We start from the raw sequence: 12,360 nt of genomic DNA on the forward strand, positions 1-12,360 counted from the left end.
CGCCGGACGGTCCCAATACTGACCTCGGCGGACGCCTCGAGAGATTGCCATGTACAACCTGCCCGACGCCCACGGCCACTTCGGCCCTTACGGCGGCACCTTCGTTGCAGAAACGCTGTCCCACGCGCTGGACGAATTGCGCGACGCCTATGCGCGCTACCAGCACGATCCGGAATTCATCAAGGAATACGAGTACGAGCTGAAGCATTTCGTCGGCCGTCCGTCGCCCATCTATCACGCCCGCCGCCTGACTGAGCACTGCGGCGGCGCGCAGATCTACCTCAAGCGCGAAGACTTGAACCACACCGGCGCGCACAAGGTGAACAACGTCATCGGCCAGGCGCTGCTGGCACGCCGGATGGGCAAGCCGCGCGTGATTGCCGAAACCGGCGCCGGCCAGCACGGCGTGGCCACAGCCACCATTGCCGCGCGCTACGGCATGGAATGCGTCGTCTACATGGGCAGCGAAGACGTGCGCCGCCAGGCCGCCAATGTTTACCGCATGAAGCTGCTGGGCGCGACCGTGGTGCCGGTGGAATCCGGCTCCCGCACGCTCAAGGATGCGCTGAACGAAGCGATGCGCGACTGGGTGACCAACGTAGCCGACACCTTCTACATCATCGGCACGGTGGCCGGCCCGCACCCGTATCCGATGATGGTGCGCGACTTCCAGACCGTGATCGGCGAGGAGTGCAAGGTGCAGATGCCCGAGATGATCGGCCGCCAGCCGGATGCCGTGATCGCCTGCGTGGGCGGCGGCTCCAACGCCATGGGCATTTTCTATCCGTACATCGACCACGCCGACGTGAAGTTGATCGGCGTGGAAGCGGCAGGCGAGGGTATTGAAACGGGCCGCCATGCCGCGTCGCTCACGGGCGGCTCGCCGGGCGTGCTGCACGGCAACCGCACGTACCTGCTGCAGGATGAGGACGGCCAGATCATCGAGACGCATTCGATTTCGGCGGGCCTGGACTATCCGGGCGTGGGCCCGGAGCACGCCTGGTTGAAGGATGCGCACCGTGCGGAGTACGTCCCCATCACCGACAAGGAAGCGCTGCAGGCTTTCCACGATCTGTGTCGCATGGAGGGCATCATCCCCGCGCTGGAATCGAGCCACGCGCTGGCGTATGCCTGCAAGCTGGCGCCGACGCTGCCGAAGGACAAGGTCCTGCTGGTGAACCTGTCCGGCCGCGGCGACAAGGATATGCACACTGTCGCCGAATTCTCCGGCATCCAGCTCTGAGCGAACCCGCATGACCGAGCGCGCCATCGACGGCATCTTCAACGAGGACTGCATCACCGGGGTCGGGCATCTGGCCGACGGCAGTGTGGACCTCGTCATCGCCGATCCGCCGTACGGGCTGGGCAAGGATTACGGCAACGACTCCGACAAGTTATCGGGCGATGCCTACCTCGCGTGGTCCGAACGCTGGATCGATGCGGTGCGGCCGAAGCTGGCGCGCAACGGCTCGCTCTATCTGTTCTGCACGTGGCAATACGCGCCGGAACTGTTCGTGATGCTCAAGCAGCGCCTGACGATGGTCAACGAGATCATCTGGGACCGCCGCGTGCCCAGCATGGGTGGCAGCACGCGCAAGTTCTCGTCGGTGCACGACAACATCGGCTTCTTTGCTGCTTCGCGCGATTACTACTTTGATGTCGACGCCGTGCGCATTCCGTACGACGCTGAGACGAAGAAGGCGCGCAGCCGCAAGCGTTTCGAGGGCAAGAAGTGGCTGGAAGTCGGCTACAACCCGAAAGACGTGTGGAGCGTGTCGCGCCTGCACCGGCAAGACCCGGAGCGCGCGGAGCACCCGACGCAGAAGCCGCTGGAACTGGTGGAACGCATGATCCTGGCAAGCTGCCCGCCCGATGGCTTGGTGTTGGACCCGTTCCTGGGCAGCGGCACGACGGCCGCAGCGTGCGCGCGCCTGGGCCGCCGCTTCGCCGGCTTCGAGATCAACGCCGACTATTGCCGCGTAGCGCGCGAGCGCGTGGCCGCCGTGCATGCCGCCGCTGCCGCCAACGCCCAACCGACTGATTCGCAGGCGCCTGAGACCATCAAGGTCGCCTGAAACCTGACCCTCTTATGTCCCGTATCGCTCAAACCTTCGCGCAGTTGTCCGCACAGGGCCGCAAGGGCCTGATCCCGTTCATCACGGCGGGCGACCCGTATCCCGAGATGACCGTTGACCTGATGCACGCGCTGGTCAAGGGCGGCGCCAATGTCATCGAACTGGGTGTGCCGTTTTCCGACCCGATGGCCGATGGCCCGGTCATCCAACGTGCTTCCGAACGCGCATTGGCCAACAAGGTGGGCCTGCGCACGGTGCTGGAGTACGTGCGCACGTTCCGCGCTACCGATTCGACGACGCCCGTTGTGCTGATGGGCTACGCCAACCCGATCGAGCGCATGGGCGTCGACGCCTTTGCCAAGGCTGCGTCCGAGGTGGGTGTCGATGGTGTGCTGGTGGTCGATTACCCGCCTGAAGAGTGCGAGGGCTTTGCCAAGACCATGCGCGAAGCCGGCATCGATCCGATTTTCCTGCTGGCGCCCACGTCCACCGACGCGCGCATCGCCCAGATCGCCCGCGTGGCAAGCGGCTACATCTACTACGTGTCGCTCAAGGGCGTGACGGGCGCCGCCACCATCGACCTGGACGCCGTGGCCGCGCGTATCCCGCAAATCCGCCAGCACGCCAGGCTGCCGGTGGGTGTCGGTTTCGGTATTCGTGATGCGGCAACGGCACGTGCGATCAGCGGCGTTGCGGATGCCGTGGTCATCGGATCCCGCATTGTGCAATTGCTTGAAGAAGCACCCCGCGAACACGCGGTACAATACTTGACTGATTTCATCGCAGAGATTCGCCAGGCGCTCGACGCCTGATCTCGGCGACACTGCATTCAAGGAGCACGCATGAGCTGGCTGGACAAACTGCTTCCGCCCAAGATCCAACAGACCGATCCGTCGCAACGTAAAGGCATTCCGGAAGGCCTGTGGATCAAATGCCCGTCTTGCGAGTCGGTGCTGTATCGCACCGATATCGAAGCGAACCTGCACGTCTGCCCGAAGTGCGACCACCACATGCGCATTGGTGCGCGCGCCCGTCTGGACGCGCTGCTGGACGCCGAAGGCCGCTATGAGATGGGCCAGGAGATCGTCCCGGTCGACGCGCTCAAGTTCAAGGACAGCAAGAAGTACCCCGACCGCATCAAGGCGGCCATGGACGACACGGGTGAGACCGACGCCATGGTGGTGATGGGCGGCGCCATTCACGCGCTGCCGGTGGTGGTGGCCTGCTTCGAGTTCGAATTCATGGGCGGCTCGATGGGCTCCGTGGTGGGCGAGCGCTTCACGCGCGGCGCGCAGACGGCGCTGGAGCAGAAGGTGCCGTTCATCTGCGTGTCGGCCACGGGTGGCGCGCGCATGCAGGAAAGCCTGCTGTCGCTCATGCAGATGGCCAAGACCACGGCGATGATCCAGAAGCTGGCCGAAGCCAAGCTGCCGTTCATCAGCGTGCTGACCGATCCGACCATGGGTGGTGTGTCCGCCAGCTTCGCCTTCATGGGCGACGTGGTGATCGCCGAGCCGAAGGCGCTGATCGGCTTTGCCGGCCCGCGTGTGATCGAACAAACGGTGCGCGAAAAGCTGCCGGAAGGCTTCCAGCGCGCCGAATTCCTGTTGCAGAAGGGCGCCATCGACATGATCGTCGACCGTCGCAACATGCGCCGCGAGATCGCCGAGCTGCTGGCGCTCTTGCAGAAGCAACCGGCCGACGCACTGGCCTGATGCGCCACACCTGTTGAACCGAAGCGCGGGCGAGAGTCCGCGCTTCTTGTTTTTGCGCGGCAGGTTTCACCAACGCCGCGCTACACATTTCGCATGCCTACATTCGACAATCTGCCCGACTGGCTGGCCCACCTCGAAACTGCACATCCGGTCGGCATCGACATGGGCCTCGCCCGTATCAGCCGCGTACGTGATGCGCTGGGGCTGGAGCTCAAATCCGTCGTCTTCACGGTGGGCGGCACCAACGGCAAGGGTTCGACCTGTTCGATGCTGGAGGCGATCCTGCTGGCCGCCGGGTACAAGGTCGGCTGCCATACGTCGCCGCACCTGATTGACTTCAACGAGCGTGCCCGCGTGAATGGCGAAATCGCTTCCGACGCGATGCTGCTGCCGCATTTCGAGGCGGTTGAGCGTGCGCGTTGCAGTTTTGACGAGCCCGTCAGCCTGACATACTTCGAATTCACCACGCTGGCGATCCTGCATCTGTTCGCCCACGCGGGGTTGGATGCCGTGGTGCTGGAAGTGGGCCTCGGTGGCAGGCTGGATGCGGTCAATATCATCGATACCGATTGCGCCATCGTCACCAGCGTCGATCTGGACCACATGGCCTACCTTGGCGACACGCGCGAGGCGATCGGCTTTGAGAAGGCGGGCATTTTCCGCCCGGGCAAACCGGCCATCTGCTCCGACCCGGTACCGCCGATTTCGCTGGTCAAGCATGCCGAAGCCATCGGCGCGGACCTCTGGCTGATCGGCCGCGATTTCAATTTCCAGGGCGACAAGCAGCAATGGGGCTTCAGCGGGCGAGGGCGGCGGTGGCCGAGCCTGGGCTATCCGGCGCTGCGTGGGGCGAATCAGTTGCTGAATGCCTCTGCCGCGCTGGCGGCGTTGGAGTCGGTACGTGATCGGCTGCCGATCTCGGCGCAGGATGTCCGTCTGGGTTTGTCGCACGTGGAGTTGCCGGGGCGCTTTCAGGTGCTGCCGGGCCGCCCGTCGGTCATTCTGGACGTGGCGCATAACCCGCACGCGGCGGCCGCGCTGGGTCAGAACCTCGAGAACATGGGCTTCTACCGTTACACCTATGCGGTGTTCGGTGCGATGCAGGACAAGGACATTGCCGGCGTGCTGGGCCACATGCTCGACAAGGTCGATCACTGGTGCCTGACCGATCTGCCCACGCCGCGTGCCGCGAGCGCCGCCAACTTGGCGAAGGCGCTGACCGACGCAGGCTTCCACGCGGGCAAGGAGTCGAGCGTGAACACATTCAGCGATCCCGCCACAGCCTATCGCAACGCCATGGAGCGGGCGACCGAGGATGATAGAATCGTGGTCTTCGGATCGTTCTACACCGTTGCCGGCGTGCTGGCGGAGCGCAAGCGTCGCGCGCACTAAACCCGGGGCCCTCATGGGACTGTTTTCCATCTTCTCCTCCCGCAAGAACGCTGAAGGCGAACGCACTCGCGGCGCCGCCACGGGCAGTGCCGCCGATGTGGCCCGCGATGCGGTGCGCGGGTCTCGCGCATCGTCGAACGCTCGCAGCCGCGCGTCGCGTCGTACAGACGATGACGACGATGGCCTTGACCCCGAACTCCCGCAAAAGCAACGTGCGCGCCGTCGCCTGATTGGCGCGCTGGTGTTGGTGGGGGCGGCCGTGATCGTGCTGCCACTCGTGTTTGACGCCAAGCCGCGCCCCGTCACAGACGCGGTGGCCGTGCAGATTCAAGATCAGCCTGTCGACCGTGGCGCCAAGGCCCATGGCGATGAGCCAAAGGTGGCCAGCCGCCGTGCCGCGTCGCGCGCCGCTGGGGCTTCTGGCGACCCGGCGCAAGCGCTGGATCAAGGCGAGGAAGTGGTTGCCGCGAACGATGCACCGGCGCCCAGTGCCGCTGCGCCTGCTTCGAGCACACCTGCCGCCAAGCCGACGCCGCCTGCCGAAACAAAACCAGCCGCTAAGCCGGCGCAACAGACTCAGCAAGCCGCCACACCAAGCACCGATGCCAAGGACGGCAAGTTCATCCTGCTGATTGGTGCATTCGCGGACGAAAAGCGCGCGAGCAACTGGCTCGCCAAGTTGAAGGCCGACAAGATTCCCGGCTACATCGAACACAAGAAGGTGCCCGAGAAGGGCGATCTGGCGCTGCTGCGTGCAGGGCCGTTCAATGATCGCGCGTCGGCGGAAGCGGCGCAGAAGCGTGCCGAGCAGATCGGCCTGACACCTAAACTCGTTCAGCAATAACCATGCGGCACGCAGCGCACACGCCACACACGCTGATCCGCTGCGCAAGCCTCGTCCCAAGCCAACCCCAGCTGCTGCCCGATGCAACCGACATTTTTTGATTACGGCGTGCTGTTCATCGTCGTCACGTCGGCGTTGGTCGGGCTGTTTCGGGGGCTGATCCGCGAAGTCCTGGCATTGCTGGGCTGGTTGTTTGCGGCGTGGGTGGCGTATTCGTTTTCGGGCGTGGCGGCAGGGTGGATGCCCGAGTCGCTGCCGGGCGGGCCGGTGGCGCGCACGGTTCTGGGTTTCGTCCTACTGTTTATCGTGACGGTGATTGCGACGTCGCTGGTGGGAGCGTTGCTGTCGGCGGTGCTGTCCAGTGCGGGCCTCAAACCGGCGGATCGTGGTTTGGGGATGGTGTTCGGGCTCGCGCGCGGCGGCGTCATCATTCTGGTGCTGATGACGGTGGCGGGCTTTACCAGCCTGCCCGAGCAGCCGTTCTGGCGTGATGCGATTACGCGGCCCTATGCGGAGCAAGCGGCGCAGGCGGCCAAGCCGTTGTTGCCGCCGGACGTCGCGAAGTACGTCCACTATTGATGCTTGATTCGGGGCGTCTGGCCACAAGCTAGACGATTTGCGAAGTTTTCCAGGCGCCTGCAACGGGTGTGGGCGCCACCAATACGTTCTCGCTGGAGATCGACATGTGCGGTATCGTTGGCGTGGTTTCCTCCACGCCTGTCAATCAGCTGATCTATGACAGCCTGCTGCTCCTGCAGCACCGGGGGCAGGACGCGGCAGGCATTGCCACCGCAGCCGGCAGCACCTTCTACATGCACAAAGCCAACGGCATGGTGCGCGACGTGTTCCGCACGCGCAATATGCGTGGTCTGCCGGGCACGAGCGGCATCGGCCAAGTGCGCTATCCGACCGCCGGTTCTTCCAGCGAGGAAGAAGCCCAGCCGTTCTATGTCAATGCCCCGTTCGGCATCGTGCTGGCGCACAACGGCAACCTGACGAACTCCGATCAACTGCGTGAAGAGATGTTTCGGCGCGACCGCCGCCACATCAATACGCAGTCCGATTCGGAAGTGCTGCTCAACGTGCTGGCCGACGAACTGCAACGTGCCAGCAATGACATCCCGCTGAACCGCGACTCCATCTTCACCGCCGTGGAAGGCCTGCACCGCCGGGTGCGCGGCTCGTACGCCATCGCAGCCGAGATCTCCGGCTACGGTGTGCTGGCCGTGCGTGATCCGTTCGGTATTCGCCCGTTGGCGCTAGGCAGCCAGGAAACGCCAGACGGCAAGATCGAATACATGGTCGCCTCCGAATCGGTGGCGCTGGAAGGGATCGGCTTCAAGTTCGAGCGCGACGTAGCGCCCGGTGAAGCGATCTTCATCGACCTCGAAGGCAAGCTGCACACCAAGCAGTGCGCGAAGAACCCGGTGCTCACGCCGTGCATCTTCGAATACGTGTATCTGGCACGTCCGGACTCGCGCATGGACGGTGTGTCGGTGTACGACGCGCGTCTGCGCATGGGCGATTACCTGGCCGAGAAGATCAAGCGGGAGGTGAGCGACCCGATCGACGTGGTGATGCCGATTCCGGATTCGTCGCGTCCGGCTGCCATGCAGGTGGCCAACCACCTGGGCGTGCCGTACCGCGAGGGCTTCTTCAAGAACCGCTACGTGGGCCGCACCTTCATCATGCCGGGCCAGGCAGTGCGCAAGAAGTCGGTGCGCCAGAAGCTCAACGCCATGGCGATCGAGTTCAAGGGCAAGAACGTGCTGATCGTTGATGACTCCATCGTGCGTGGCACGACGTCGTCGGAGATCGTGCAGATGGCGCGCGACGCGGGCGCGAAGAAGGTGATCTTCGCCTCGGCTGCGCCGCCGGTGAAGTTCCCGAACGTGTACGGCATCGACATGCCGACGCGCGGCGAACTGGTGGCCTACGGCCGCACGCATGAGGAGATCGCCAAGATCATCGGCGCAGACCAGCTCGTGTACCAGGACGTGGAAGACATGAAGCGCGCCGTGCGCGACGTGAACCCTGCGCTCCAGGACTTCGATGCCTCCTGCTTTGACGGCAAGTACGTCACGGGTGACATCGACGAGGCGTATCTCGATCGTCTGGAAGCCGCGCGCAACAACTCCGCCAAGGCCGATCGTGAAAACGCGCAGAACGATGATCCGCGCACGCAATTGCACCTGCAGCGCTCAGCCGTGAACGAGTAATCGTTTCTCATCGCCAACAAAAAAGCCCGTCTTCGTGACGGGCTTTTTGTTGGGCGGATGGCTGGCTTACTTGAGCATACGTCGGCGCAGGAGCCACAGGCACAGCCACAGTGCGCCGACGGCGTAGAGCAGCAGCACGCCAAGATGCAGCAGGGTGTTGTCGGGCGTGCGGCCAAGCATCAGCGGGCGGATTAGCTCCACCGCATGCGGCAGCGGCAGCACGCTTGTGATGGCGCGCACAGGCGGCGGCAGTTGCGACAGCGGAAAGAACACGCCAGAGAGCAGCATCATCGGCGTGATCACCAGCGTCTGGTAGAACATGAAGAAGTCGTAGTTGGGCGCGAGCGCCGTCATGTTCATCGCCAGGCAAGCGAAGGTGAAACCGGTGAGCACGATGACGGGTAGGGCGAGCAGCGCCTGCGGCATCGACGCATAACCCAGTGCGCCGGCCACCAGCATGATCGCCAGACCTGACAGCACCGATTTGCTGGCTGCCCAGATCAGCTCGCCGAGGACTACGTCACCGAGGCTCAACGGCGCATACAGGATCGCCTCCCACGTGCGCTGCACGTGCATGCGCGAGAACGCTGAATACATCGCCTCGAAGCTCGCCGACATCATCGTGCTCGACGCGACGGTGCCGGCGGCCAGAAAGGCGATGTACGACACGCCATCCACATGCCCGACCAGCAGGCCCAGGCCGAGCCCGAGGCCGAACAGGTAGATCATCGGGTCCGCCAGGTTGCCGGCCATCGATGGGATGGCCAGCTTGCGCCACACCATGAAGTTGCGCATCCAGACGTATTGCCAGTTGCGGAAGTTGAGCGGCAGCAGCGGTTGGGGATACGCGCGCTGCTTCGCGGTGGCGAGGGTGATTTCTGTGGACATGGTGGGGGTGTCTCTGTCGTGTCTCAGTCCGCGTCAGTCGCGCATCTCGCGGCCAGTCAGGCGGAGGAACACGTCTTCGAGATTGGCCGGGCGGTGCAGATACCGCAGGCCGGACATGGTGTGCATTTCTGTCTGTGCGCGAAGGGCGGCCACCAGCGGTTGCGGATCGCGTGCATAGCAGAAGAGCGTTTCGCCACTGGTTTCCACGCGTTCAGCCATGGGGCTCAGTAGCGTACGCAGCGCGTTGAGATCGTCGCCGTAGACCTCCACCACATCGCAGCCAATCTCGCGCGCGATGAGCTCGTGCGGCTTGCCTTGCGCGATCTTGCGGCCATTGTCGATCACGCAAAGCTCGTTGCACAGGCGCTCGGCTTCTTCCATGAAGTGCGTGGTCAGCAGAATGGTCTTGCCAGCCGCCAGCAGCGAGCGCAGGCGTTCCCAGATCAGATGGCGCGCCTGCGGATCGAGCCCCGTAGTAGGCTCGTCCATGACGAGGATGTCCGGATCGTTGATGAGCGCGCGGGCCACGGTCAGCCGACGTTTCATGCCGCCGGAGAGCGCGCGCACCGGCGCATCGGCTTTCTGTTCGAGCCGCGCGAATTCCAGCAGGCTCGGGATGCGCTCGCGGATGACGGCGGCGGACAGGCCAAAGTAGCGCCCGAAGATGCGCAGGTTTTCCGAGACGGAAAAATCCGGATCGAGGTTGTCGAACTGCGGCACCACACCCACGCGCATGCGCGCACGGTGTGCAAATTCAGGAATCGCATCGCCGCAAAGTTGCACGGCGCCGGCATCCGGCATCGTCATGCCGAGCAGCATGCGCAGGGAGGTCGTCTTGCCCGCGCCGTTGGGGCCGAGCAGCCCGAAGCATTGGCCGCGGCGTACATTGAAGCTGAGGTTATCGACGACCGTTTGGTCGCCATAACGTTTGCGCAGGCCTTCGACGCTCAGGATCGGTGTGCTGCTCACGCCAAAGCCCTCTTGCTCGTATCGCACAGTGCCTCCGTTACAAAACGCCGATTATGCGCCGGCATTGGCATACGCGTATGAGGGGAATATGGATATGCGGCGGCGGCGCTCAGACAACAAAAAGGGCCAGGCAACTCTGCCTGGCCCTGCCTTGCAGCAACCCTTTGCTGCGTTTGCGGCGCGTTACTTGGTGGCGGCGTTACCGATCACGCCACCCAGTGCAGCACCACCCAGCGTGGCGCCCGGACCGCCCCAGATGGCCGCCCCGGCGACACCACCTGCGGCCGCCCCGAGTGCGGTATTACGCTGCTTGGGCGTCATGTCCGCGCATCCGCTGACGGATGCCAATGCGGCCGCCAGAATCAAGGATACGAAGGCACGCATAAACACTCCTTGTGTTGTCTATGTACCTCTATTGAAGGTCGCGTGGGCGAGGATGTGCAGAGACCGCTGCCTGAAAAATCTGTCAGCCGATTCCGACACTTGCGAACCGGCTTTCTGCGGCAAAGTTCCGCGCTTTTCGATCACGTCTTGGCGGGTTTTTCCTGGCGCTCGTAGCGGAATTCCGGCAGCGCCTTGATGGCGTCCTTGGTGGCGCCGGGCAGCGTGATCTTGCCTTGGTCATAAGTGAATTGATTCACGGGGATGGCCACGTCGTGGCGGCCCACGCCAACGAACCCGCCGGCGCCGACAATCGCAAACGACACGGCGTTTTCCGGCGTCACGATCAAGTCCTGCACGTTGCCGACTTTCTGATTGGCCTCGTTGTAGACCGGCTTGCCGAGCACCTGTTTCTTCACGCTCACACCCTTGATGATCGCATCGAGTTCCGTCACCGACACGCCCAAGGCAGCATGGCCCGCAACCTGCGCAAACGCGTGCGGTGCAGCGGCGAGTACAGCGGTGGCAAGGAGGGTGGCTGTGAGTCCAGTGAGTCTTTTCATCGTGGCTCCATTGGATGGCAAGGTACGCGTTTCACTGTATTGCGCGCGCCGCTGACGTGCCTAGGTGAACCCTTCCGAAAGACCTGTAGGACAAATGGGGGATGTCAAAGAAATCGGCTGCGCCCACGGCTACACTGAAACGCCGGCAGATGCCGGACGCAACCACCGACCTCACCCGGGAGAACCCGACATGATGACTCTGGAGCAACTCGGCATACTGCACCGATCCCAGCTCGAAGCGTGGCTGGCCGTGACCGAAGAAACCGTCGACGGCGTGAATCGCTTGATCGGGCTCAACCTCCAGGCATTCAAGTCTGGCTTTGGCGAGACCGAGCAGTGCCTGCAAGACGCCGTGAGCGCCCAAGACCCCAGCCAATGGTGGACAGCGCAAGCGCGTTATCTGCAGCCCGCTGGCGAGCGTGTCTCCGGCTACACGCGCAATTTCGTGGAGATCGGCGTGCAGACGCAAAACAGCATCAGCCGTGCGCTGCAACGCCATGGCGATGAGGTCCGCCGTCAGTGGGGCTTTGTCGCCGAGAACCTTGCCGATGCTGCGCCCCCCGGAGCCGAGCTTGCGGTGAAGTTTCTGAAGGCCACGGTGGGTTTGGAAGTCGCCACTGCGGAAGCGGCGGAAGAGGCCGTTTCCGAGGCAAGTGACGTGGCCGCCAAGGCCGAGTCCGCACGTTGAGGCTCCCCCGCACGGGGTAGCGCCGTCGGCAGCGGGCCGACAGCGATTTCGGTCCCTTCCTACAAGGCGACGCGGACGCGCATGGATACGACGTCCGTGCGCGTCTTTATACGCTTTCTACATGGCCCACCCACATGTAGGAGGCGACCATGCCCTATCTCATTGCGTGGCTATTGGGTGTCCCCGCATTTGTGTTGCTGCTGATCTGGCTGTTCGTTCATTGACGCGTGTGGCCTTGGCGCCTCAGTACGAAGCGGAGGACGCATGACTTTCCGAGACGACTGCAAGATCGAAGTGTCAGCCTACGAACTCTCGCCCAACGCTTGGCGCGCGGAAGTGACCATTACGCGCGTCAGTGACGGCCTGACGCTCCTGCCACGCACCACGGTGCGCGAATCCGTCAATACCTACCCGAGCGCGAGCATCGCGCTTGAGGCCGCCCGCGCCTATGCGGAGGCGATGATCGCTGCGGGAGAGCTGGATTGCAGCCCCGCGCTGGGGTGACGTATCGCTAGCGCACCCCGTGGTGCCGTTACGTCCTGTTACCAAGTCGTATGTGCCGTATCACCTGTGTCAGTCGCGCTGAATACAATACAGATACCCGTAATCGGCGCTGGCCCACCCCT

At 63.7% G+C, this 12,360-nt stretch carries 14 protein-coding genes; 10 read left to right on the top strand and 4 right to left on the bottom strand.

The window, feature by feature from the left end; all coding sequences use genetic code 11:
- Positions 1-49: 49 nt before the first annotated feature.
- The 8 genes from trpB (at position 50) to purF (ending at position 8,245) form a co-directional block, all read left to right on the top strand.
- Positions 50-1,243 carry a tryptophan synthase subunit beta gene (gene trpB / locus ACN9M1_RS05420; RefSeq protein WP_426398050.1) on the top strand — a complete coding sequence of 398 codons (1,194 nt, stop codon included), beginning with the start codon at positions 50-52 and terminating at the stop codon, positions 1,241-1,243.
- A 10-nt stretch (positions 1,244-1,253) separates the two neighbouring features.
- A complete protein-coding gene (locus tag ACN9M1_RS05425) occupies positions 1,254-2,075 on the top strand; it encodes a DNA-methyltransferase (RefSeq protein ID WP_426398052.1) in 822 nt (273 codons plus the stop codon).
- Between the two features lie 14 nt (positions 2,076-2,089).
- Positions 2,090-2,887, top strand: coding sequence for a tryptophan synthase subunit alpha (trpA, locus tag ACN9M1_RS05430; protein WP_426398054.1), 798 nt, complete (start codon positions 2,090-2,092; stop codon positions 2,885-2,887).
- Between the two features lie 30 nt (positions 2,888-2,917).
- Entirely contained in the window at positions 2,918-3,790 is an 873-nt protein-coding gene (gene accD / locus ACN9M1_RS05435) for an acetyl-CoA carboxylase, carboxyltransferase subunit beta (RefSeq protein WP_426398056.1), read from the top strand.
- Positions 3,791-3,883: 93 nt separating this feature from the next.
- Complete coding sequence (folC, locus tag ACN9M1_RS05440; RefSeq protein WP_426398058.1) at positions 3,884-5,182, top strand: bifunctional tetrahydrofolate synthase/dihydrofolate synthase; 1,299 nt, start codon at positions 3,884-3,886, stop codon at positions 5,180-5,182.
- A gap of 13 nt (positions 5,183-5,195) precedes the next feature.
- Positions 5,196-6,026: an SPOR domain-containing protein gene (locus ACN9M1_RS05445; RefSeq protein WP_426398059.1), complete on the top strand. Its 831-nt coding sequence runs from the start codon at positions 5,196-5,198 to the stop codon at positions 6,024-6,026.
- Positions 6,027-6,107: 81 nt separating this feature from the next.
- On the top strand, positions 6,108-6,605 hold the full coding sequence (locus ACN9M1_RS05450; RefSeq protein ID WP_426398061.1) for a CvpA family protein: 498 nt from the start codon (positions 6,108-6,110) through the stop codon (positions 6,603-6,605).
- Between the two features lie 104 nt (positions 6,606-6,709).
- Positions 6,710-8,245 carry an amidophosphoribosyltransferase gene (purF, locus tag ACN9M1_RS05455; protein ID WP_426398806.1) on the top strand — a complete coding sequence of 512 codons (1,536 nt, stop codon included), beginning with the start codon at positions 6,710-6,712 and terminating at the stop codon, positions 8,243-8,245.
- A gap of 66 nt (positions 8,246-8,311) precedes the next feature.
- Here the strand turns inward: purF and ACN9M1_RS05460 are convergent, their stop codons facing one another.
- The 4 genes from ACN9M1_RS05460 to ACN9M1_RS05475 form a co-directional block, all read right to left on the bottom strand.
- A complete protein-coding gene (locus tag ACN9M1_RS05460) occupies positions 8,312-9,133 on the bottom strand; it encodes an ABC transporter permease (RefSeq protein WP_426398062.1) in 822 nt (273 codons plus the stop codon).
- Between the two features lie 33 nt (positions 9,134-9,166).
- Positions 9,167-10,129: a nodulation factor ABC transporter ATP-binding protein NodI gene (gene nodI / locus ACN9M1_RS05465; RefSeq protein WP_426398064.1), complete on the bottom strand. Its 963-nt coding sequence runs from the start codon at positions 10,127-10,129 to the stop codon at positions 9,167-9,169.
- A 156-nt stretch (positions 10,130-10,285) separates the two neighbouring features.
- Complete coding sequence (locus ACN9M1_RS05470) at positions 10,286-10,486, bottom strand: glycine zipper 2TM domain-containing protein (protein WP_252684146.1); 201 nt, start codon at positions 10,484-10,486, stop codon at positions 10,286-10,288.
- 140 nt (positions 10,487-10,626) lie between these two features.
- A complete protein-coding gene (locus ACN9M1_RS05475; RefSeq protein ID WP_426398066.1) occupies positions 10,627-11,046 on the bottom strand; it encodes a PRC-barrel domain-containing protein in 420 nt (139 codons plus the stop codon).
- Positions 11,047-11,236: 190 nt separating this feature from the next.
- Here ACN9M1_RS05475 and ACN9M1_RS05480 point away from each other — a divergent pair, with 190 nt between their 5' ends.
- Both ACN9M1_RS05480 and ACN9M1_RS05485 read left to right on the top strand, forming a co-directional pair.
- Entirely contained in the window at positions 11,237-11,734 is a 498-nt protein-coding gene (locus tag ACN9M1_RS05480; protein WP_426398068.1) for a phasin family protein, read from the top strand.
- Between the two features lie 264 nt (positions 11,735-11,998).
- Complete coding sequence (locus ACN9M1_RS05485; RefSeq protein ID WP_426398070.1) at positions 11,999-12,238, top strand: hypothetical protein; 240 nt, start codon at positions 11,999-12,001, stop codon at positions 12,236-12,238.
- The last annotated feature ends 122 nt before the right edge of the window (positions 12,239-12,360 follow it).

This window comes from Ralstonia sp. R-29 (genome assembly GCF_049913345.1).
In the GTDB taxonomy this organism is placed as follows: Bacteria; Pseudomonadota; Gammaproteobacteria; order Burkholderiales; family Burkholderiaceae; genus Ralstonia.

Coding starts and splice junctions, on each gene's coding strand:
- trpB (WP_426398050.1), top strand. CDS start 50: ATGTACAACCTGCCCGACGCCCACGGCCACTTCGGCCCTTACGGCGGC.
- ACN9M1_RS05425 (WP_426398052.1), top strand. CDS start 1,254: ATGACCGAGCGCGCCATCGACGGCATCTTCAACGAGGACTGCATCACC.
- trpA (WP_426398054.1), top strand. CDS start 2,090: ATGTCCCGTATCGCTCAAACCTTCGCGCAGTTGTCCGCACAGGGCCGC.
- accD (WP_426398056.1), top strand. CDS start 2,918: ATGAGCTGGCTGGACAAACTGCTTCCGCCCAAGATCCAACAGACCGAT.
- folC (WP_426398058.1), top strand. CDS start 3,884: ATGCCTACATTCGACAATCTGCCCGACTGGCTGGCCCACCTCGAAACT.
- ACN9M1_RS05445 (WP_426398059.1), top strand. CDS start 5,196: ATGGGACTGTTTTCCATCTTCTCCTCCCGCAAGAACGCTGAAGGCGAA.
- ACN9M1_RS05450 (WP_426398061.1), top strand. CDS start 6,108: ATGCAACCGACATTTTTTGATTACGGCGTGCTGTTCATCGTCGTCACG.
- purF (WP_426398806.1), top strand. CDS start 6,710: ATGTGCGGTATCGTTGGCGTGGTTTCCTCCACGCCTGTCAATCAGCTG.
- ACN9M1_RS05460 (WP_426398062.1), bottom strand. CDS start 9,133: ATGTCCACAGAAATCACCCTCGCCACCGCGAAGCAGCGCGCGTATCCC.
- ACN9M1_RS05470 (WP_252684146.1), bottom strand. CDS start 10,486: ATGCGTGCCTTCGTATCCTTGATTCTGGCGGCCGCATTGGCATCCGTC.
- ACN9M1_RS05475 (WP_426398066.1), bottom strand. CDS start 11,046: ATGAAAAGACTCACTGGACTCACAGCCACCCTCCTTGCCACCGCTGTA.
- ACN9M1_RS05480 (WP_426398068.1), top strand. CDS start 11,237: ATGATGACTCTGGAGCAACTCGGCATACTGCACCGATCCCAGCTCGAA.
- ACN9M1_RS05485 (WP_426398070.1), top strand. CDS start 11,999: ATGACTTTCCGAGACGACTGCAAGATCGAAGTGTCAGCCTACGAACTC.